The sequence below is a fragment of the Agrobacterium sp. CG160-95 genome (genome assembly GCF_053521725.1).
The window spans coordinates 24,647-46,454 of sequence record NZ_JBNWDU010000011.1 but is presented as its reverse complement, the minus strand read 5'-3'; the positions used below and the strand labels follow the sequence as shown (position 1 = coordinate 46,454).

Below are 21,808 nucleotides of genomic sequence, written 5' to 3'. Positions count from 1 at the left end.
CGGGGCGTAGAAACCCTGAACACAGCGGCTGATATCGGCCGAAACGATATCGGATCCTCTGGCTATTCGGCCGGGGGCCTGTGACGTATGTCCAGGCACTCGTGCTAAAGGTCTCAGGGGCCGACTGTGTTCGGTTTTTCTAACCCCCGGTCAAGGGGTCAAAGGATAGCTTTGCGGGGGCGCACCGCGAGGTATTGTTGCGGTTGGCGCCGATACGGCGCCAACGAAAGGGAGGCGGAGTTGTCAAACAACAAGGTTGTTCTGACGCCACTAATTGGACTTATGAACGGCCGCTCACAGGCTGAGGTGGAGCGGTTCACTGTCGAGGAGATTCGGAAGCATCGCCGTTTACGCGACGAGGCATCAACCCTCGACGCACGTTTGAGTTCGGCTGACGGTGACGGCAAGGACGAGGTCGAGGTCGAGCGCGCTTATGTGGCAGCGATGATCGCAATGCATGCGCAGCAAACAGTCGTCTCGACCCTTCTGGATATTTTAGGTTACATCCCCGACGTACCCGGCGCGACATCACACTGATCACACGAGGCCAAGCGCTGTTGCGATCGATGTCGCTTGAGGGAGAGTACTTGCTCCCAGAGCCTGCTTGGCGTTGCGCAGGTGGAAGCAGACGTTCGCATAGCTTGTGTCTTCGATGGTGGCGATTGCCCTCATCGACTTCCCTTCGGCAGACCATTTGAGGCACGTAAGCTCGTCCGGCTTCAGCCTAATCGGCGTGCGCAGCTTCGGCATCATATGCATCGCATCGAGCCGGGCATGGACCTGGCCGAACGCTCCGGCAGCCTGAACCGGGTCAACAGTCTGGGTTTCCGCAAATTCGGCGTCATCAGAACTGAGGGTGAAGACTGCCGTATGCCCGAAACCGGCATTGATCGGTACGGAGATGCCCGAGCGAATGCCGAACTCCGCCGCCTCTGCGAAAAACTGTCGCCGCTCCTTTGACACCCTGCCAACAGGCGGAGCCCAGTGAAACACGCTCGTCCGCTGTCTCAATCCCTTCATCACCGGGTCGACGCTGACATAGGCCTTCTCGATATATCTGGCCTTCCACAGATCCGGATAGTTGGAGATGACGTTGTATGTGCCAGGCTGAAGACTGACATAAGCGAAATTCCTGAAACCCGCAGTCAGCGTCAGCTTTGCCAGAACATCGTTGGCTGCCGTCTCATCTCCCACGAGCGAAATCTGCTCGACCAGGTGTTCAAACCACTGATTCAATTCATGCCTCCGTCTATTTTGAAACGAATGCACGCTTACCGATGCGTGAAAGTATATGCGACTGAGAGTCGTGTTTAGGGTCAATGCCAGACGTGAATCCAGCGGTCAACCATAAGAAATGCAAACTTCTAATATCTTCCCCGCATCGTTGAGGCGTGACAGTTCACGGCCTCGAATTCGTCGGCGAGGCGTTCCATAAGTTCCTTCAATTGCAGCTCCTTTACATGCTTGGCGGCTTCACGCGGGGCCATCCACGTCATCTGTCGTTGGCCCCGTTCTGCAAACTCTGCCACGGTATCGGAGACGGATAAAAGATGGACCTTCACGATGCATGTCACAGCGTCACCGCCAGATAGGCGCTTTTCGTATTGATAGGAGCCGAAGCTGCGTTTGGCGGCCTGTCCGACAATACCGGCCTCTTCCAGTGCCTCCTGTTGGGCGACCTGGTGTGGCTTCCGCTTCTTCATCGGCCAACCTTTCGGGATAACCCAACGACCGGTATCGCGGCTGGTGATGAGCAGGATTTCGGAGATGGCCTGACGCTGGCGCACACATAGAGCTGCATACTGCGTCCGTGGTGGATTGTCTTTGTTTCTATCTCGCTTCACTCTGCTCTTACCCCACATCCTTCAATCGGCTTTCAATCAGGAGTCCACTCTCATCGAGGATGGGATGAGCGACGGAGACGATGTGAGCATTGATGCGTTTGAGGTCGCGCAGCATGTCGAGATGTAGCGAGCTTGTTTGCAGGCTGTCGGCACGACCGTCTCGCAACCGCTCCAGATGTTGGGCAGCCGACTCTTTTTCCATCCGGCGAACTTCGACCTTCAGTTCCATCATTTGTTTGGCGAGATTGAAATCGCGGGTGACGAAGATCGTCTGGGCGATGCGCAGATTGTCAATCGTCAGGTCGAAAAGCTTTCGGAGCTCGGCATAGCCGTCCTCGGAGAACTTCAGGCCAAGCGATGCCTTCTTGCCGATCTGCTCCAGCAGCCCCTTTTCGATGATGTCGCCCATGTGTTCGAGGTTGATGGCATAATCGATAATGGTGACCGAGCGGCGTGCGTCCTCGTCGCTCAAGCCGCCGCGTCCGAGCTTGGAGAGATAGACTTTTATCTCCTGCTGGAGACTGTCGACGCGCTTTTCCAGGCTGGGAAGCTCAGCCAGTCGCGCGAGATCGTTCTTCTCGAAGGCGTCGGAAGCGCGCATCAGCATGCGCTCGATCAGGTCGCCGACGCCAAGAACCTCGCGCGTGGCGCTGGCGAGCGCCACGACCGGGGTCGAGAGTTCCTGCATGTCGAGATAGCGAGGGCCGGTGTCCGGTTCGCTGTCATCGGGAATCAGGCGGGCCGTGAGTTTCGAGAGCAGCGTCGAGAAGGGCCAGGCGACGGCGGCGAGGATCAGGTTGAAGCCGAGATGGGCATCGACCGGCAGCTTGGCGGGGCCGAACGGCAGGAGTTGCAACAGATCAGCGCCGTAGCCGGCGGCCGGAAGCGCCAGCAGGCAGCCGATGGAGCGGACGATCAGGTTGCCGAGCGTGACGCGCCGGGCGGAGGTCGGACCGGCAAGGGTGGCGACGACGGGCGGCACGGCGCCGCCGAGATTGGCGCCGAGCACCAGGACGATCACAAGCTCCGGCGACAGCACGCCGGCGGAGGCCAGCGACAGGATCAGCACGACCACGGCAAGGCTGGACGACGAGATGAAGGCGATGACGGCCGAGAAAATCAGCGCCACCGGCCAGGCATTGTCGAGCAGACCGAGAAAGGCTGCGAGTGCCGGCGAGCTGCGCATCGGTTCCGTGGCAGCGGAGAGGAGATGCAGCGACAGCAGCATCAGGCCGATGCCGATCATTGCCGCGCCGCCGCCGCGACGGGTCGTGGAGGTGCCGCGGTAGAGCACGATGCCAACGAGAATCAGCAGCGGCGAGAGCCATTCGATGCCGGTCGCGACGATCCAGGCGGTGACGGCCGTTCCGACATTGGCGCCGAGCAGCACGATCTGCGCCATGCGCGGCTGGATGAGATCGCGCTCGACAAAGGAGGCCGTCATCATGGCGGTGGCGGTCGAGCTCTGCAGCGCGACCGTGGCGACGAAGCCGGAGAGGAAGGATCGCTGGCCACTTGCCGTGCCGGTCGCGAGCCCCGTGCGGAGCCGTGCGCCGAAGGCCTGCGATACGCCGTCCTTGACCTGCGCGAGGCCGAAGAGCAGCAGTGCTATGGCACCAAACAGATTGATTATCACAATTGTCGATTGCATATTGGGTTACTCCGACCTCGATTGTGCTCGGCAACTGTCAGGTTTGTGACCAATTTTGAGAAGTTACGGTGCCATCGATCTACCGGTCAAAACGCGTCGGCTCTGATGACCAGCGCCTCCGGGGATCAGTTTTGATAGACCATCACCCCACCAATCCAGGTGCTCTTCATCTCAAGCCCATTCGTTAGCAGCACAAAATCCGCATGAAAGCCCGCCTTGAGCGCTCCCTTACACCGATCAAGCCATGCCGCTTCCGCCGGATAGGCTGAAGCCATCCGCAAGGCTTCCTCAACCGGCAGACCGAGCACCTGATGCGCGAACCGTACCGACGAGATCATGTCGATATCCGCACCGGCCAGCGTCCCGTCAGCCAGCGTCAGCCGCCCGTCCTGCCGCAGGATCTCGCGGCCGTTCAGCGTAAAGCTCTTCATATCAGTGCCCATGGTGGACATCGCATCGGTGACTATGAAGATTTTTCCCGGACCGTTCTTCGCCCGAAGTGCCACGCCCATCGCCGCCGGATGCACATGGATACCGTCCGAAATGATCCCGACATAAAGCGAACCAATATCCAACGCCGCACCGACAACACCCGGCTGGCGATGGCCGAGCGGGCTCATGGCGTTGAACAGATGCGTGGCGGTGCGCCCGCCCGCTTCCGCATAATCTTTGGCCGTCTCGTAAGTCGTGTCGGTATGGCCGAGGCTCACCATGAAGCCGGCTTCCGAAAGGCGCTTCACCTGCTCCGCCGTGACATTCTCCGGCGCAATGGTGATCATCATCGCGTCGAACCCGCCCTTGCAGGAGAGCATCAACTCGATGTCCTTCTCCTCCATCGGCCGGATCAGCTGCGGGTCATGCGCCCCCTTGCGAGCGACGGAAAGATGCGGGCCTTCGAGATGAAGGCCGAGGAAACCCGGCACGTTTTCCGCCTTAGCCTGCTTGCCGGCCTCTACGGTTTTCGAGGTGATCTCGTAGGTATCGGTGATCAGCGTCGGCAACAGGCCGGTCGTGCCGAATTTGGCATGCGCGGCGCAAATTTGGCGAATGCCAGAGATGCTCGGGTCCTCGTTCAGCAGCACGCCGCCGCCGCCATTGACCTGCAGGTCGATGAAGCCCGGCACGATCATCCCGCCGCCGGCATCGATCCGCTCGATGCCGTCCGGCAGCTTGGCAACCGGCTGGATCGCCTCGATTCTGCCATCGGCGAAAATGAGTACCGAATCCTCATGCCAGAAGGTGCCGTCGAAAATCCGGGCACCAGTAATAGCCTTCCTGCTCATAGGGTTTCCGTTACCTTCTTCAGGGCGACCGGCGCATCGGGATTGAACCCCTTGGAGCGCGACCAGGCTTCGACGAAACCGTAGAAGGGAAGGATCAGCGCCAGCGCATCGGTGATCGGATGGCCGGTTGCGACGAATGGCAGCTTGCGGGCTTCCTTCACCTTGTCGGACGTCGCAAACGCCAGTGCGCCCTTGGCGGCCATGCCGTCGACGATCTCCACGACCGAGGCCTCGGCAGCGTCACGCGCGGCAAAGGTGACGACGGGGAACTGCCGCTCGACCAGCGCGACCGGACCATGCAGCACCTCGGCGGAAGAATAGGCTTCCGCGTGCATGTTCGAGGTTTCCTTGAACTTCAAGGCAGCTTCGCTGGCAATCGCCAGCGCCGGACCGCGGCCGAGCATGTAGAGCGATTCCGCATCGCAGAGTTGATGCGCAAGCTCGCTCCAATCGAGTTTGACGGCCTTTTCGAAATGCTCCGGCAGCGTGCGAACGGCCGCCTTGAGAGCATCATCACCCGTCCATTCGGACAACACGGCGAGACCGGCGACGATCGAATTGATGAAAGACTTGGTTGCGGCGACGGCGAGTTCCGGCCCCGCATTCAGGTTGACCGCATGGATCGAGGCGGTGGCGATCGGCGAGGGCAGCGTGTTGGTGAGCGCGATAGTCAGGGCACCGGCCTTGGTCGCGGCATCCGCCATGGCAACGATGTCCGGGCTCTTGCCGGACTGTGAGATGGCGATGGCGGCTCCGCCGTCGAGCTTCAGGTTGGCGCCATAGATCGAGGCGAGCGACGGACCGAGCGAAGCGACCGGCCGGCCGGCGGTGAGTTCGACGGCATACTTGATAAAGGTCGCGGCATGATCGGAAGAACCGCGCGCAATGGTGATCAGGAAAGCGGGGTCCTTTTCGCGCAGAGCGCGGCCGGCGGCGGCAATCTCGTTTGCCGAGCCTTCCAGCAGGCGGGCGACCGCTTCCGGAGCCTCGTCGATCTCCTTGCGCATGTTCGTTATATTGTTAAGCATTTGGATTGTCCTAGAAAGGCCAGACGTCACAAAACGACGCCCAGATACAATTTTGACTGCGTCGTAGGTGCGGGAAGGGTCGAGGTTATCGGCGGGGGGAAGCGCATTGCCTCACTGACCGCCGAAACCTTCGAGGAGTAAACTGAGACCAAACGACCCGAAGCAACCTTTGCAGAAGATCGAGCGCTTTGGCTTATTCCGGGTGTCGCTGATCCCTGTCACAGTCATTGCCCAGAGGTTTTAGGGAATGTGCACAGCCTCTGGTTTCAACTTCAACCCAGTTTCCGACGAATACAGATGTGTTGTCGCTGGATCAAAGGCAAAGCCAAGTCTGGCACCCGGTTCAACACGGACTTGATCCGAGGTGGAAACGGCGAACGCTGCATCGCCAACTACTGCGTGTATTACCCGCGTCGCTCCGAGTTCTTCGACGAACTCAGCGGTGCCCACAAAAGCTCCATCAATGCCGGGCTCGACCAATCTTACAGCCTCTGCTCGAACCCCCAGAACGACAGATGCACCGGCCGGAGCGGGTGGAGGATCTCTGAAATTTAGAGTGTTACCTTTGTCGTCAGTAAACGTGCCATTTTCAGTGATGGATCCTTCAAGCAGGTTCATTGAGGGAGTTCCGACAAAACCAGCAACAAAGCGGGTCGCCGGTCGATGATATATTTCCTCCGGCGTACCGATTTGTTCCACCTTTCCACCATTCATAACGATTATGCGGTCAGCTAATGTCATCGCCTCATGCTGGTCATGGGTTACGAAGATCGAGGTGGCCGACAATTGCTGATGGAGGCGTCTGATTTCTGCCCGCATTACAACTCTGAGCTTTGCATCTAGGTTTGATAGCGGTTCGTCAAAAAGGAATACCTTAGGCTCTCTGATGATAGCACGAGCCATTGCTACTCGCTGGCGTTGCCCCCCAGAGAGCGCTGCAGGTTTACGATCGAGATAGGCCGAAAGGCCCACTATTTTAGCGGTTTCCTCAACACGGCGCCTGCGCTCGTCTTTAGAGACGCCAGCTACCTTTAACGCATAGCCGATATTGGCAGCGACATTCATGTGAGGATAAAGGGCATAGTTTTGGAAGACCATTGCACACCCCCGCTCTCGCGGTTCGAGCTTATTCACCACTCGACCATCGACCGCAATTTCACCGCCGGAAATTTCCTCTAGTCCGGCGACCATGCGTAGAAGCGTCGACTTCCCGCAACCTGACGGCCCAAGGATCACAATGAATTCGCCAGACGAGATCTCCAGATCCACACCATGGATTACAGGAAAGTTGCCATAATTCTTCTTCACATCGCGGAGAGAGATTGGCGCCATAAGAGTTCCCTTTCATTATTGTTGTACATTTTCTGGATCATCAAAACGCTGCGGTATCAGCTGAAGCGTGGAGAAAATGGTAGACTGCGAGGGCGCAAGCGCCACGATTGAGTGAGGTGTCGTTTGTCGCAATGATTGTCGGCCATCTGAGCAAGCGTTTCGCGTCACTATCATTGAGGATGTTGCTCCCGATGGGGTCGACTTCGACCGCTCGGCAAATCGTTTCAAGTACGGCCCGCGGTAACGGTGAGCAGACAAAAATCGTGTCTACGTCAAAGATGCGGACGCATATTTGAGCAGCGGGAGAAAGAGCTTCGCCCGCCCGTTTGCACCATTCCCGGAGGGGCCCCTCGACCACGTTTGCTTCGTCCCAATCTCCGAGATCACTGATCTTTGCCGCACGTAGAAAATTCGACACTGTAGGGCGATATTCATTTCGTGGCACGAAGTAGCCGACTTCACCCGCGTTTGCGAAAAGCCCCTCATAAAGTTGGCCATCATGAACCAACGCACCACCGATGCCCCCAGCGACATAAAAGCAGAAATAGTGGCTGTGCCGGCGGGCAATGCCTTCCCGTATTGTCCCCACTGCAACCGCTTTGGCATCGTTATGGATCGTAACCGGCAGTGAAAACTTGTTCTCGAAGTATCCTTTGAGGTCGACTTCCGCCCATGCTACCGGGTTGCCGATTGATACGATACGCCGACCTTTTTCGACAAAGAAACCCTGTGCCGCGAGCCCGATGCCGACAATCCTGTCTATGCCGCCGACTGCATTGAGTGCGTTTTCAACTAGGTGGGCTGCGGTTTCCAACGTGGGTCGAGGTTCCCGGAAGTCACCAGGCTCTTCAAACTTGAACAGTCGTTTTCCGGCCAAATCTTCAACGGTCAAGACCACTTGATGATTGGCAAGAACAAGTCCAAGCACCAGCAGACTCTCTGGCCGGAAAACCAGCCTACGTGACGGCTGGCCTCTATTACCCGTGGCCTCCGGCTGCTCATCGATAATGCCATTCTCAACAAGTGTCTTGACGGCTCGTGTCATCGTCTGAGGTGAAACACCAAATAAAGTTGACAACTCGAAGCGGCTGGGAGCCTCGTCGGAAATGATCACAGTCTCCAACGTCTGGCGCTGAAGGTCGTTTAGGTCCTGATGAAGGGTCACGCGTTTTGGTCCAAGTCCTGAAGTTTTAGCCGCAAACCTAATGGTAGAGGGCGATCATAGTCAGCCTCTACACCTTCAAAGCCTCTGCAAAAGTTGCCGGGACGGAGGATGGAGCCGCCGAATGGGCGAAATAGTTGAGTTGAGCCCCCTCCGTCGAGATGCATTCCCTCTACCGCTCCCCGTTCGCGCAAAAGTTCTGCAAGGTCGAACAGGGTGGCGCCGCGTAGCGGTCCGCCATTCTTCGCATAGGTGGACTGTCCCTCGACGGCGACAAAGAAAAGCCCTCCCTGCAGATCTAGACCCGCACCTAGCCGCGCCGCACGCGTTTCGTGCCAGTCAGCCTTCCAGTTGAAGGGTGAGGGTTGTAGGAGGTCCCCATCACCAATTGAGACAAACATTCCCTCTTCGGTGAAGACCGCCATATCGTCGGTAACCTTGCCATCAGTGACTAGCCGCGGACCTGTTTGTATACCTTCGCTGACACAGCCTTGGCGCAGTGCGTAAGTAATCGGCTCTCCCGCACGCAGCGCCGCGATCAAGGCGGGATCGGGTTCATTTGGGAAGCGGAGTACGCAACCTGTTCTAGGAATGGGCAGCTTTCCACCGTGTCCGAGTGCAACCGCATAGCGACCAACAATGGCTATCTCACAGACGCCATCTTCAGCGGGTGTCGTTCCGTCCAGCGAGCCGAAATAGCGCGCCAAGGCTACAGGCTGTTGGCCTGCCCCCTGACGATCAAAAACGCCCGGCGGATGGCTATTGATGGCCATATTGCCTGGAAGTGTAATCGTTACGTCATCGAAGCCAAATTTTTCGATCGACGTTCGTTTGTCGTAACTTACAAGGCAGGCTCGACGTACTTGAGGTGGGTAAAGGACGACACCTCCAGCAACGACCATTGCAACCGGATCTCCATAAGCTTCGAATGGCGTATCAAATTCCCGCGGCTCGAACAGAAAGTAATTTGCATTCGCGAAAATCTCGTCTTCGGCAAGCGTTGCGCTTTTGAGGCGCATCAAATCCGTGTGGGCAACGGGAACCGGAAATCTGCCTGGTTTGTCGCCGCGACGGTCCATCCACAGCGCGGCAGCGTCAAGGCCAACTTTTCGATATGATCTCGCCATAGTGGTTGCACGGTCCGCCCATAATTCAATTGTCGATCCGCCTAGACCAGACATGGTTTCTGTCACCGAACTGCGCGCCGCCGGGTGCTCCACCGAATACGTTTCGGCGGCAAGTCTCCCTTTGGCGAGGCCGGCCTCGGTTTGAGATGCCAACTTCGAAGGTGGCGCCTCATTGAACGGCTCAACTCTAAATTCCTTCACGTGAATGGTCACGATGTTGGCTTCGATACCTGAGGGTAGTCGAACGGTCTCTTTGACGATTGAAGACATTTCTGAAAGCTTTCAGTTTTCGATTATTTAATACCGCCACCGGCAAAGCCCTGAATGACATAACGCTGTCCAAGGACGTAAATGGCGACAAGGGGTAGTATTGAGATCACCGATCCTGCCATGAACCAGGTCCACTGTGCGTCATACTCGCTCACTAAGCTGATGAGGCCGCGAGGAACTGTGTAAAGATCAGGCGTATTCAGGTAGAGAATAGGCCGGAGCAATTCGTCCCAGTTGTGAATAAAAGCGACAACGAACACAGATATGAGTGCCGGCAGGGAGAGAGGTAGGTAGATATCCCAAAAGATACGGAACCCCGATGCCCCGTCCATCCGCGCAGCTTCTGCGTAATCGTTCGGAAGCGCCCCAAAATACTCTCGCAACATAAAGGTCCCAAAGGATCCCACTAGGAATGATGGCACAATCAAAGGCAAGAATGTGTTGATCCATCCAAACTGCCGCATGAGCAGATATTCCGGAATGATAGTTACCTCGGTTGGCACAAAGGAGGTTGCCAGAACCACGGCGAAGAAGATGTTCCGTCCAGGGAAAGGCAGCTTTGCAAAAGCATAGCCCGCTAGCGCGCACGTTATGACCTGACCTAGTGCCGCTGAGCCGGATACGAAGAGTGAGTTCCTAAAGTAAGTTGCAAAATCCCGTTCTGTTAGCACCGATGTGTAGTTAGCAAGCGGAGTACTGGAGAAGAGCTGAGTTGGCACCAAGGTCGGCGGAAGTCGAAAAAGGTCTGCAGGTTCCTTAAAGGACGTGATCAGCATCCACGCAAAGGGTGATAGCGTTACGATAGCGTAGACTGACAAGACACCGTAGAGGGTAAGTAACGTGAGATTCCTATTCATGGACCCACTTCCTGCGAACATAAAAGTTAAGAAGGGTAACGAGACCTACTGCGAAACATAAAAGATAGGCGAGCGCGGAGGCGTAACCCATCTGAAAGCTTACGAAGGCGTTCTCGTAGATAAAGAATGCAAGCGTTGTCGAAGCGCCGTTCGGGCCACCGCCGGTTAGCGCATACGTCATTTCAAACGTTTGCGTTGAACGTACGATCGCGATCACCAAAACAAAGAACAGGCTCCGGGAAAGCAACGGGATGGTTATTTCGAAGAACTGGCGCACCCGGCTTGCTCCATCCATGCGGGCTGCTTCGTAGACAACCGGGTCTATCGTTTGCAGGCCGGCAAGCAACAGGAGCATGAAAAAGCCGCTGTCCTTCCAGATTGAGACGATGGCAATCGCAGGCAAGGACCACGACGGATCCGCCAGCCACGCGGGAGGATCGACAAAACCAAACCAAAGCAGAATGTTATTGAGTATCCCGAACTTGGTGGAGAAGATCCATTTCCACACGAGGGCAACTGCCACAGTTGCGGTAATATAGGGTAGGAAAAACGCCCCGCGAAAGAATGCAGATACTCGCAAGGAATTGTTCAGCAGTACGGCAAGAACCAAAGCGAGACCAATCGCTCCTGGCACATAGATCGCACTGAACCACGCGGTGTTGAGGAATACCTTCGCTGCAGCCGGCGAGGAAAGGATGTGCAAGTAGTTATCGAGCCCGACCCATTGCGGCGTATCGAAAATCTGCCAGCGCGTAAACGACATCGCAAATGCCCAGACAATCGGAACGAGCCTGAACACGGTTAAACCAATCAATGTGGGCAGCAGGAAACACAGCGCTAGCCACGGGAATGATCGCATAATGATTTTCACGGCAAAGTCCTTCAGTCGGAGGGGAGCACGTTTCTCGACCCTCCGACGTTGAGAATGTTAGCGTTTCAACACGTCATTTGTGTAAGAAGTGAAGCTTGTTACCGCGTCTTCGAGCGATTTACGCCCGTTAAAGACCTCGTCGAGTTCCCCGTTCATGCCGCCAGAACCGGATGCGCCATAGCCTCGCCATCCGTCCCAGCGCTTGGCAAAGCCCGTGTAGAGCTTGCCCTGACCCAAGTTAAGGATAACTTCTTTGTTGTCTGGCTGCTGATCTCGCTCAAGCCAGTCTGGCCTTTGCGCCACTTCTTCGAAAGCGGGAACTTTTCCCCCTTTGAAATCTTTCGCGCTGCGCGACCCTTGGGTCATGTGCTTGATGAACTCGATCGCCAATTCCTTCTTAGTGGAATTTGCTGCCACTGACAGCAGGTCCGGCCAAGCGTAATTTCGCACGGTCGTGTCGGTTGCGTCCGGGCCTCGTGGGATTTCGGCGATTCCCCACTTAAACTTGGACCCAATAACTGTGCGATTATTTGAGATATTCCACGCGCCATCAACCCACATTGCGGCCATTCCCAATGGGAAGACATCTTGGAAGCGAACGCCTTCCAGATCTTTCGGCTTTGGCGCCACCTTTTCTTTTAAGACAAGGTCGGTCAGAAATTTCAACGCATGCAGCGCTTCGGGATTCGGCGTCATCTCAGTGCCTTCGGCGTTCAGATATCGCCCGCCATTCCGATAGACCCACCCGTCCACCTGAGCATATCGGCCTGAAATGTAGTAACCCCACTGCTCGGGGTTCCCATCTCCATTTCTATCAACCGTTAGTTTCTTTGCCGCTGCAAGAAACTGTTCCCAGGTCCAGTCCTTTGTCGGATAGGTTAGGCCAGCGGCATCAAAAGCGTCTTTGTTGTAGTAGAGGACTGCACCTGACCAACTTTGCGGCACAGCATATAGCTTACCATTAATACGACCGACATCTACGGCACTGGGGGTATAACCTTCCAGATTGAGGCTGGTGCTGAAGGGCAGGACATCGGCCAGATTCCCCGATGCCGCCCATTGGTCTATATAGGCGGAGGACATCATCAGGACGTCTGGGAGAGTGCCTGACGCGGCCTGGGCCGAAACGTTTGGCCAAAAGTCTTTTTGTGGCAAAGCCTGAGCTTGCACCGTTACGCCTGGATGAGACGCCTCAAACGCTGCGATTGCTGGTCGCTCCGCCTCGAGCTGTGATGGGTCAAAACCCATGTAACGCAGTGTTTCTGCCGATACTCCATGTGTTACGACCATCGCCAAGCTGAAAATCAAACATCCGTTGAGCTTCATCGAGCTACTCCCCTTTATTGGTTGCGGTTTATTTCCACCATGGAAAATAATCGATGTCAACACCGTGGACAGCATTTACTTCCGCTAAGGAAATTAATATGTGTCGACTATCATGTGGCAGGGGTTGAGATATGATTGTGTGTTTCGATATTGGTGGCACCGCGGTAAAAAGTGCGTTTGCGCACTCAGCGACTGATGTGCGCCCCTACGCGCGGCAGCCTACTCCGCTTGAGGACTTCGACGCTTTTATTGGCTGCCTCAAATTCGTTCTCGACGCGGCGCCAGCACGGCCTGAAGCTATATCAATTTCGCTTGCGGGAAGCGTCGATGCGGCGACCAAGAGGTGGAAGATCGCGAACATCCCTTGTCTCAATGGAAGGGTTATTCAAGATGAACTGGAGCTTGCCCTTGATGTGCCGCTTACCGTCTCGAACGATGCAGATTGTTGTGCAGTTGCGGAAAGCATCGTGGGAGCTGGCCGTGGGCATGAGATCGTTTTTTCCGTTATCCTCGGTACAGGTATTGGCGGGGGCCTAGTTATCAACCGGCGGCTCATTAATTGCTCTGGAGGATCCGCAGGTGAATGGGGGCACGGACTACCCGCCCATGATTTTGATGTTTCAATCGATAAGTACGCGTTGCCGCTTTTCCGATGTGGATGCGGTCTCGATGGATGTTTGGACGCCACATGCGGCGCACGGGGCATTGAACGTCTTTACAGATACCAGGCTGGCGAAGAGCTAACCGCGCAAGAAATACTTGATGGTTGGCTTCGCAACGAACCAAGAGCTAGCCAAACAATCGAGAGCGTTCTTAGTATGCTGTCGGCTCCCTTAGCATTGCTGGTAAACGTCACCGGTGCTTCAATCATTCCCGCTGGTGGCGGCTTGTCGAAGTGCAAGCCCTTCGTTAGTGCACTCGACACTAAGGTTAGGAATCGGACTCTTAGGAAGTTTGATACTCCTCTCGTTGTTCCCGCAGAGTGCACGACGGAACCTGGACTGATCGGCGCTGCGATTGTGGGGTTCGATCAGATGTAGTCCCTTGCCGCGAGTTCGGTAGCTTCGCAATGGCGACAAAGCAAGTGAACATACTCGCCGAAAGCTGAGTGCTGGGAGAAAGGATACAACTGCGTAAGATTGTACGATGTCATCGCGATCCAGCTACACTGCGAATGCCCAGCCTGACACGTTCTATCCTATTGCCGATATAAACTCGGGAAGATGATGTCTTGGTCAACGAGAACATTGAACTTGTATCCTGGTCGAACGTTGATCGTTGGCTGGACGTTGAGATTTTTGGAGATGGTCTGCTCCGCCGCTCTCCCGAACGTCTCGGCGAAATTTCTCCGTGCTGCATCCGAGGCGGAGTCCTGTGTCGCAAGTGTAGAGCTCTGCGGAACCGACATGTCGATCCCCGTCCCGATCAGCGCGATGAGGGCGGCCGACCCAAAGGTCCGCCACAGGTGACGATCGACTTTGTCCTGGAAGCCGCCGTAGCCCTCTGCATCCGTGCCGGACATCCCGCCGATCTGTAACGTGGATCCATTCGGGAAGATGAGATCGGTCCAGACCACCATGACCCTTTCTTGCCCGAACGACACTTTTGAATCGTATCGGCCGAACAGCTTTGCGCCTTGCGGAATGAGGAGGCGATAGCCGGTCGCGCTGTCGTAGACATTCTGGCTGATTTGCGCTGAGATCCGGCCGGGAAGGTCGGAATTCAGGCCGGTGATGAGCGTCGCCGGGATAACCGATCCGCGCTTCAACTCGTATTGTGACATCTGCGGGACGACCTGGTTCGGTAAGTAGCCGAGATCCTTGATGTCCTGGTTGAAGAAGTCCTCCTTCGACGCCTGCCCGTTTGGATCGGCATTCTGTCCCTGCAACCCCGCTTTCATCGCCGCGGCATAGAGATCGGACCCGCCTGAGCCTGAGCTGGATGGCGGGTTGCCGGCCGCCGACGCTTTGCCATCTCGCTGCACCTCGGAAACATCGACCTTAAGCGGCGAGTCGAGCGCCGTGGCCTGGGCCTGCAAGCGCGCCATGCGCTGACGATTTTTCTCCCGGAGGATCTGCTCGTCCTGCTCGCGCTTCAGCCGCGCCTTCCATTCTTCTTCCGGTTCCAGCTGAGCGCTGCGCTGCGACCTGTCGATGCTCGCGGGAGACGCAGTGGTCTGTGGTCTGGTTTCGGATCGCGGCGGCGCCGGAGGCGTTGGCGCTGGCTGGAAGATCTCTCGATCCTGCGGATCTCCGATGATGCCGTCGCCGATACCGCGCTTCAGCTGGTCGCCGAACGATGTTGCCGGGGAATTCGAGGCTCCATCGAGGTCATTGCCTCTGTTGAACGACAGGCCGCGCCACGAGAGACCGATGACGACAACGCCGATGAAGAGGACGATGAAGACGATCGCCGCGATGATCGGCAGCCGGTTCAGGCGACGCATGCCACCTTCTCCACCACCTTGACTGGACGTGCCGAGTTGCAGCGACTGAACCACGATGCGCCTCCTAATTCCGTTGCATGATGGAGAGTGGGCTTGCCGGCACGGCGCCTGTGCTCGAGGCCGTGTAGGCACGGCCTAGCGCGATTGCCGGTGTCGAAACCTGCGCAAGCAGCTGGCCATCGATGCCCTGAAGCGAATAGCCCAGCTTGATCGACTTGCTGTCCTTTGTTCCGGCATCCGGCACAACCGTGTAGCCCCAGCCCTTGATTGCGGCCTCAAGGGCAACCGCGAAGTCTGATTTGTCGGCTTCCATCCTGACTGTCGTTGTCGCCGGCGGCAGCTGCTCGGCCAGTCTGCTCGCGAGATCACCAGCGATCGCACTCGCCGCAGCGCCGGAAATGACTACCGGTGTGGAGCTGACGGACAGACTATCATCCGCGGTCTGGCACCCAGTCACCAGCAACGTAACGGCAAAGAGCATATAGCGCATGCGCATGATCACCCTCCCCTTCTGATGGTGATCTTTTGCTGGTGCCAACCTACCCCGGAGACGAGGATCGCCTTATCGATCGCATAGTCGACGATCATCATGTCGTTCTTCATCCGATAATTCACGATCCGGTTCTGGCCTCCAGAGACGACGAAGAGGACTGGCGCGTCCTGGCCGCTGATCGAACGCGGGAACTGAATGTAAGTCTTCTGTCCGTCTGAATAGACGCGTTTCGGTTTCCAGGACGCACTGCCGCTCATCGAATAGCCGAAATTTAGGCGGTCGGGAGAACCGCCGACACCGCCACCGGCCTCGAGCCGGGAATTGATGTCCGCCAGCTTGGTCGAGACGTCTTCCGGATATTCGAAACCGACGCGTGCCATGTACTGGGTCGGGTGCGATTTCAGCTGAATATGATAGGTCCGGCGAGATGTCGTGACGACCATGGAGGTCACCAATCCGGGCTCCGCTGGTTTGACGACAAGATGGATCGCCTGGCCGTTGGCCGCCCCCGATGTGGCAGGCTCGACTTTCCAGCGAACGGTATCGCCGACAAGCACGTCACGGACGATCTCGCCGCCCTGGAGTTCGATATCGCATACCTGCAGCGGCGAGCAGACGACAGACGGTTGCGTTTCGCCAAAGAGGAAGATCACCTTCCCGTCTGCACCGCGAGTGACAAGGCCAGTCGATCCACGCCAGCTCTGCGACAGGCCAGTACCTTTCGCCTCCTTGTAGTTCATACTCTGCGTGTCGGCTGCTGCGGCAAGCGATACCACCGACAGCCAGAGGGCGGCTGTCAAGAAAGTCGTCCTTTGCATATGAAATCCCCTGCTCTTAAAGCTGTGCCGTCCAGTCGAAATCGCGAACGTAAAGGCCGATTGGATTAAGCCGGATCGTTGCCTCGTCCTGCGGTGCGGTCAGCGCGACGGTCGCGATCCCTCGAAACCGGCGCGTGCCCATTTCCTTGCCCTTCCGGTCGCGCTCGTACTCCGTCCAGTCGATCTGATAGGTCTGGTTCGACAAGGCGACGATATTGTTGACCTCGATGGCGACGGTCGCGGACTTGGCCTTTTCGAACGGCGAGTTTGCGCGGAACCATGAATTTATCTTCTCCGTCGACGGATCGGAGGTCCTGAGCAGTGCATAAGTCCGGTCGATATACTGCTTCTGGACGACCGCATCCGGCGTGATGCTGCGGAAGGTCGTGACGAAGTTGCCAAGCGTCGCGCGGACCACGCGAGCATCTGCATATTCGATCTGCTGGGGGAAGCCGGCATTGACGGCATTGCCAAGCTTGTCGACTTCGATGATGTACGGGACGAGCTTGACCTGTGAGCTGAGATAGAGCGCGTAGCCGAAGCCGATGACAGCCATGGTCAAGCCGAGAATGCCGACGATGCGCCAAGCGGCGGCAGCCTTCACATAGGTGCCGTAGCGCTCGGACCATTCCTGGCGCGCGGCAAGATAGGGGTTTTCCGGTGCGCGGTTTGCCGCCATCGATCTATCCATTTCTGAAATTTACTTATCGTTTCGCTCAGGTGGCGGCGGCGGTGTGCCGCCGCCGGACCGGCTCTGGTCGAGCTTGGCGTTCGCCAAACCGAGGATGGAGCCGGCATAGGCGCCAGGGGAGCCGATCGCCTTCTCCTTGGCGGCCGAACCCGCGGCTCTGCCAACCGAGCCGACGCCCTCGGCCATCCCCTTGAGGACTGCGCTAGCGGCCGACGAACCGGCCGCCCGAGCCGCCTGCCCTGCGGCGAAGCCGGCCCCCATCGCTCCAGTTGCGAGAAAGCCAGCGCCCGCTGCAAAAGATGCCGCTTGCCCGCCATGGCGTATCGCCTCCATGCCACCGGACACGGATGCACCTTGCACGACGCCCTGCATGATGTTCGGCACGTAGATGGAGATAATGAAAACCACAACGGCGATGCCGGCGATGGCAAGGGCTGTCTGGAACTGGTCGCCGATCTCCGGCTCGTTAGCGAGGCCGATCAGGACCTCCGATCCGATGCGTGAAATCATCACCAGGGCCATCAGCTTCATGCCGACCGAGAAGGCATAGACCAGATAGCGGACGGCAAAATCCTTGGTGTAAGACGATCCGCCGAGGCCGAGCATGATCATGCCTGCCAACAGGCCAATATACATTTCGACCATAACCGAGACGAAGATCGCCGCGACGAGCGAGAACGCGATCACAGTGACGATCATGGCGAAGACGGCGGCGATCGCAAGCGCGTTATCCTCGAAGACGCCGAACTGGGCCTTCTCCGCCATTTTCGACGCCACAGAGAGGCCAGCATTGAAGACGTCGGCCGGAGAAGCGGTTCCGCCGCCAGCGCCAAGCTGGAACAGGCTGTCGACGACGGCCTTCGCGAAGGTCGGTCCCTGCGTCATGACAAAAAGGAAAAAGCCAACGAACATGATGCGTCGGACGATCTCCGCGAACCAGCTGTCGAGCGACGCCGCCTGCAGGGCGAGCCAGACGGCCGCGATGGCGATCTCAATCGTTGCAAGGATCCAGAACAGCGATCTGGCTGCATCCATGACGGTCGTCTCCCACCCCTTGGCGGCCGTCGCGATCTGGTTCTGCAGTGACGTTAGCACGGATCCTTCTTGCGCGAGCGCAGGCTCATGGATCGCGACAAGCACCGCGATCGTCACGAGCGAAACAGAGACAATCCGGATGGCGGTGTCCTTCGTGTCGGTCACCACTCCAGCCTCATTTTTTGGCCGCCGGATGTCGGGTATTGCTTCGGCGCCGCGAAGAACTCGGAACGGCGCTGCTCGGTTGCTTCTTGCCGGGCGACGAACAACCAGGTCGTGGCGGCTCCCAGGGCGATAATGCCCACGAGCAAAGTCAGGATCAGCTTCATCTTCACCATTCGATCTTCATCCCCTCGCCGCCCGTCGTCGACGGCGCCGTCGATTTGAAGAATTGCTCTCGCCGGGCTTGTGCCAGATCCTTGTCGGTCTGCTCCGTCTGCAGCCAGGTGCCCATCATCGTCATCTGCTGGGAAACGAGACCACGCAGCTTCTGCATCTGGCCGACCTGCTGAGCGGCAATCTCGTGGCCGACTTGGAGAGCCTTCATCTGGCCATCGGCGGATTCGGACATCGAACGAAGCTGCTTCATCGTGCTCTCTTCGCTGTCGAACTGATCAGCGGTTAGCCCGGCCGCCGATAGCGTGCCGGCAATCGTATCCCGGTTGGTATCGGACCAACTCTGATAGGTGGTGGAGAAATTGTCGCCGTTCGGCAGGCTCGTCTTCAGATCGGCATAGCTCTTGAATCGCTGTTTCAGGATGTCGTCTGCATTGCCCATCGAGAACGAAATGCCCTGGGCCTGCTTCACCACGCCGGTCAGTTTATTGAGGTCGCCCTCGATCTCGCCCCAGACGTGGCTCGGCAACTGCGCGGTGTTCTGCAGCATGTTCTTGTAGATATTGAGCTGGTTCTGGATCTGCTCGGCAAGCTGGGTGATTTGCGTGATCTGGTTCTGGATCTGCTCGCCGGACTGACCGACGAGCGAAATCAGCTCGCCATTGTTCAGGAGCTGCGTCCACTCGGTCGCAGCTCCTGTCGCTGTTCCCGCATTCGCCGGGGTAACCGACACGAAGCCGAGAACGGTCGCGGAAAAGAATGTCAGCCGTCTACGCGTGGTCTGACGATAGGACATCGTTCACTCCTCTCATGTGAAGCCAGTGTGCCGGCCATGCGACACCATGTTCGCCGCGCAGCCGATCGATCTGTTTGAGATCTTCCTTGCCTGACGCGCCGACGAAGCTCAGCGCGACAGGTCCGAGCGACATGTCGAACAGTCGCCGGCCATCCGGAGTGGCCACGTAATATTCCCGCTTCGGCATTGCCGTCGCGACGATCTCGATTTGTCGTTCGTTGAAGCCGATGCGCTCGTAAAAGTCCCGCGTTCCAGTCTCGCGCGCCGCGCCATTCGGAAGGCAGATCTTCGTCGGGCAGGACTCCTTCAGCACGTCGATAATGCCGGACCGCTCGGCATCCGAAATCGACTGCGTCGCGAGCACCACGGCGCAGTTCGCCTTGCGCAGCACTTTCAACCATTCGCGGATCTTGTCACGAAACACGGGATGCCCGAGCATCAGCCAAGCCTCATCGAGAAGGATCAGGCTCGGCGACCCATCGAGCCGCTTTTCGATCCGGCGAAAGAGATAGGTGAGAACCGGTACGAGATTGCGCTCGCCCATGTTCATCAGATGCTCCACCTCAAAGGTCTGGAACGCACGCAGTGACAATCCATCCTGTTCCGCATCGAGGAGATGACCCATCGGACCATCCACCGTGTAGTGATGCAGGGCGTCCTTGATCTCGCGCATCTGGACGCCGGAGACAAAGTCCGACAGCGAGCGGGCATTCGAGAGCGCCATAAGCATGATCTGGCGCGAAATGGCGTTGCGGTGATCGGGCGTGACCGTGACACCCTGGATGGATACGAGCAATTCGATCCATTCAGATGCCCAGGCCCGGTCCTCATCCGTCGAAAGTTCGGACAGCGGGCAGAAACCGAGCTGTGGCCCCTCCCCTCCCCCTTCCGAATGCCTGTCGCCGCCGATCTCATAGTGATCGCCACCGGCAGCCAACGTTAGAGGCTGCATCGATCGCCCCTTATCGAAGGCAAATATCTGGGCGTATTCGTAGCGTCGGAACTGTGCCGCGATCAGCGCCAGCAAGGTCGATTTGCCTGAACCGGTCGGGCCGAAGATCAAGGTATGCCCGACATCGTCGACATGCAGGTTGAGGCGGAATGGCGTTGATCCGCTGGCGACCTGCATCAGCGGTGGTGAGTTCGGCGGGTAGAATGGGCAAGGCGCGACCGGGCTTCCCGACCACACCGAGTTCAGCGGGACTAGATCGGAGAGATTGCTGGTATTGATCAGCGGTTCGCGGATGTTGCAATACCAATTGCCCGGCAGGCTGCCGAGATAGGCGTCGGTTGCATTCAGCGTCTCGATGCGGGCGCCAAAACCTTCGGCCTGGATCAAGCGGCGCACCGCCTCGGCCTTTTCCTGGAGTGCTTCCCGATCTTCGTCGAAGAGGATGATGACGGGTGTGTAATAGCCATAGGCTACCAGCTGGGACGAGGCCTGAGCGATTGCGTCTTCGGTCTCGCCCACCATGGTCATGGCGTCCTGGTCGACCGACCGGGACTGGGTCTGGAAGAGCTGATCGAAGAAGGGCCGCACCTTCTGCTGCCATTTCTTGCGGGTCCGTTCGAGCTTCTGGCGCGCTTCCTCGGCGTCGAGGAAGATGAAGCGTGACGACCAGCGATAGGTGAGCGGCATAAGATCGAGGCTGTTAAGGATGCCGGGCCAGCTTTCGGCCGGCAGTCCATCGATTGCGACGACACCGAGAAAGCGGCTTTCGACGCGCGGGGTGAGGCCATGCTCGAGCTCGGCAGTAGCCACCCAGTCGAGATACATCGGCACATCAGGTAGCCGGACCGGATGGTTCTCGCCTGTAATGCAGAAGCGGACAAACTGCAGCAGCTCGTCGTAGCGGCCGACCCTCTCCCCTCCCCGTTCAGCCGTCTCGACGGTCTGCATGCGCCGGATCGACAGCGTATTTCCGAGATATTGCTCGATCTCGCGGATCGCGTTCTTGAAAATGAACAGGACCGTATCGGCATAGGAGCGCTTGCGGCTCTCCTCGTCGGAATAGATGTACTTGCTCAATGATGACCGCTTCGATTCCAGCGGCCGGTAGGTCAGGATGATCGCGTGCTTGCTCTCGAAATGCCCTTGTTCACGGGCGAAGTGAGCACGACGCTCATCATCGATGGCGCGTGTGACCGGATCAGGGAAATACGATCGGTCTTGCGTCGGATAGTCGACCGTGGGTACGCGGACGGCCTCGACCTGGATGATCCAGCCCGATCCCATACGCGCCAGCACGGCATTGATCTGCCGGGCAAGTTCGTTGCGCTCGAGGTCGGTCGCGCTTTCTGAGTCCGGGCCGGCGAAATACCAGCCCGCCATCAGGCTTCCGTCCTTCAGGAGCATGATGCCGTTGTCGATCAGGCCGGCATACGGCACGAGATCTGCAAAGGACGGTCCGGTCGCGCGGAAGCGCTTGAGGGCAACCATCT

At 57.7% G+C, this 21,808-nt stretch carries 21 protein-coding genes; 2 read left to right on the top strand and 19 right to left on the bottom strand.

Annotated features, from left to right (window positions below):
* Positions 1-240 precede the first annotated feature (240 nt).
* On the top strand, positions 241-537 hold the full coding sequence (locus tag ACQZ63_RS26415) for a transcriptional repressor TraM (protein ID WP_448799489.1): 297 nt from the start codon (positions 241-243) through the stop codon (positions 535-537).
* On the opposite strand, the gene ACQZ63_RS26410 is transcribed toward ACQZ63_RS26415, so the two are convergent.
* The 11 genes from ACQZ63_RS26410 to ACQZ63_RS26360 form a co-directional block, all read right to left on the bottom strand.
* On the bottom strand, positions 538-1,236 hold the full coding sequence (locus ACQZ63_RS26410; protein WP_448799488.1) for an autoinducer binding domain-containing protein: 699 nt from the start codon (positions 1,234-1,236) through the stop codon (positions 538-540). It lies immediately after the preceding gene.
* A 128-nt stretch (positions 1,237-1,364) separates the two neighbouring features.
* Entirely contained in the window at positions 1,365-1,787 is a 423-nt protein-coding gene (locus ACQZ63_RS26405) for an NUDIX hydrolase (protein WP_448799487.1), read from the bottom strand.
* A 64-nt stretch (positions 1,788-1,851) separates the two neighbouring features.
* Positions 1,852-3,495 (bottom strand): Na/Pi cotransporter family protein, encoded by a 1,644-nt coding sequence (locus tag ACQZ63_RS26400; RefSeq protein WP_448799486.1) that lies wholly within the window; start codon positions 3,493-3,495, stop codon positions 1,852-1,854.
* A 125-nt stretch (positions 3,496-3,620) separates the two neighbouring features.
* Positions 3,621-4,778, bottom strand: coding sequence for an N-acetylglucosamine-6-phosphate deacetylase (gene nagA / locus ACQZ63_RS26395; RefSeq protein WP_448799485.1), 1,158 nt, complete (start codon positions 4,776-4,778; stop codon positions 3,621-3,623).
* Complete coding sequence (locus ACQZ63_RS26390; RefSeq protein ID WP_448799484.1) at positions 4,775-5,806, bottom strand: SIS domain-containing protein; 1,032 nt, start codon at positions 5,804-5,806, stop codon at positions 4,775-4,777. The genes nagA and ACQZ63_RS26390 overlap by 4 nt, the downstream gene beginning before the upstream one ends.
* 240 nt (positions 5,807-6,046) lie before the next feature.
* Positions 6,047-7,138, bottom strand: coding sequence for an ABC transporter ATP-binding protein (locus ACQZ63_RS26385; protein WP_448799483.1), 1,092 nt, complete (start codon positions 7,136-7,138; stop codon positions 6,047-6,049).
* Between the two features lie 40 nt (positions 7,139-7,178).
* Positions 7,179-8,303 carry an ROK family transcriptional regulator gene (locus tag ACQZ63_RS26380; protein ID WP_448799482.1) on the bottom strand — a complete coding sequence of 375 codons (1,125 nt, stop codon included), beginning with the start codon at positions 8,301-8,303 and terminating at the stop codon, positions 7,179-7,181.
* Positions 8,300-9,697 carry a phosphodiester glycosidase family protein gene (locus tag ACQZ63_RS26375; protein ID WP_448799481.1) on the bottom strand — a complete coding sequence of 466 codons (1,398 nt, stop codon included), beginning with the start codon at positions 9,695-9,697 and terminating at the stop codon, positions 8,300-8,302. The genes ACQZ63_RS26380 and ACQZ63_RS26375 overlap by 4 nt, the downstream gene beginning before the upstream one ends.
* Positions 9,698-9,720: 23 nt before the next feature.
* On the bottom strand, positions 9,721-10,554 hold the full coding sequence (locus ACQZ63_RS26370; RefSeq protein WP_448799480.1) for a carbohydrate ABC transporter permease: 834 nt from the start codon (positions 10,552-10,554) through the stop codon (positions 9,721-9,723).
* On the bottom strand, positions 10,547-11,425 hold the full coding sequence (locus ACQZ63_RS26365; RefSeq protein ID WP_448799479.1) for a carbohydrate ABC transporter permease: 879 nt from the start codon (positions 11,423-11,425) through the stop codon (positions 10,547-10,549). Before ACQZ63_RS26365 ends, ACQZ63_RS26370 begins: the two co-directional genes overlap by 8 nt.
* A gap of 57 nt (positions 11,426-11,482) precedes the next feature.
* Positions 11,483-12,751: an ABC transporter substrate-binding protein gene (locus ACQZ63_RS26360; RefSeq protein ID WP_448799478.1), complete on the bottom strand. Its 1,269-nt coding sequence runs from the start codon at positions 12,749-12,751 to the stop codon at positions 11,483-11,485.
* 131 nt (positions 12,752-12,882) lie between these two features.
* On the opposite strand from ACQZ63_RS26360, the gene ACQZ63_RS26355 reads away from it, so the two are divergent.
* Entirely contained in the window at positions 12,883-13,791 is a 909-nt protein-coding gene (locus ACQZ63_RS26355) for an ROK family protein (protein WP_448799477.1), read from the top strand.
* 158 nt (positions 13,792-13,949) lie between these two features.
* On the opposite strand, the gene trbI is transcribed toward ACQZ63_RS26355, so the two are convergent.
* Genes trbI through ACQZ63_RS26315 form a run of 8 tightly spaced genes read right to left on the bottom strand, consistent with a single transcriptional unit; the run spans position 13,950 to position 21,806 of the window.
* Positions 13,950-15,251 carry an IncP-type conjugal transfer protein TrbI gene (gene trbI / locus ACQZ63_RS26350; RefSeq protein WP_448799476.1) on the bottom strand — a complete coding sequence of 434 codons (1,302 nt, stop codon included), beginning with the start codon at positions 15,249-15,251 and terminating at the stop codon, positions 13,950-13,952.
* A gap of 10 nt (positions 15,252-15,261) precedes the next feature.
* The gene (gene trbH / locus ACQZ63_RS26345) at positions 15,262-15,693 is read right to left on the bottom strand and encodes a conjugal transfer protein TrbH (protein WP_448799475.1); all 432 of its coding nucleotides are present in this window, start codon (positions 15,691-15,693) and stop codon (positions 15,262-15,264) included.
* A 2-nt stretch (positions 15,694-15,695) separates the two neighbouring features.
* Positions 15,696-16,508, bottom strand: coding sequence for a P-type conjugative transfer protein TrbG (gene trbG, locus ACQZ63_RS26340; RefSeq protein WP_448799474.1), 813 nt, complete (start codon positions 16,506-16,508; stop codon positions 15,696-15,698).
* Between the two features lie 16 nt (positions 16,509-16,524).
* Positions 16,525-17,187 carry a conjugal transfer protein TrbF gene (locus ACQZ63_RS26335; RefSeq protein ID WP_448799473.1) on the bottom strand — a complete coding sequence of 221 codons (663 nt, stop codon included), beginning with the start codon at positions 17,185-17,187 and terminating at the stop codon, positions 16,525-16,527.
* 21 nt (positions 17,188-17,208) lie between these two features.
* Positions 17,209-18,375, bottom strand: coding sequence for a P-type conjugative transfer protein TrbL (gene trbL / locus ACQZ63_RS26330; RefSeq protein ID WP_448799540.1), 1,167 nt, complete (start codon positions 18,373-18,375; stop codon positions 17,209-17,211).
* Positions 18,376-18,395: 20 nt separating this feature from the next.
* Positions 18,396-18,572, bottom strand: a complete 177-nt coding sequence (gene trbK / locus ACQZ63_RS26325) for an entry exclusion protein TrbK (protein ID WP_448799472.1) — start codon at positions 18,570-18,572, stop codon at positions 18,396-18,398.
* A complete protein-coding gene (gene trbJ, locus ACQZ63_RS26320) occupies positions 18,566-19,366 on the bottom strand; it encodes a P-type conjugative transfer protein TrbJ (RefSeq protein ID WP_448799471.1) in 801 nt (266 codons plus the stop codon). The genes trbK and trbJ overlap by 7 nt, the downstream gene beginning before the upstream one ends.
* Entirely contained in the window at positions 19,341-21,806 is a 2,466-nt protein-coding gene (locus tag ACQZ63_RS26315) for a conjugal transfer protein TrbE (protein ID WP_448799470.1), read from the bottom strand. Before ACQZ63_RS26315 ends, trbJ begins: the two co-directional genes overlap by 26 nt.
* Positions 21,807-21,808: the final 2 nt, after the last annotated feature.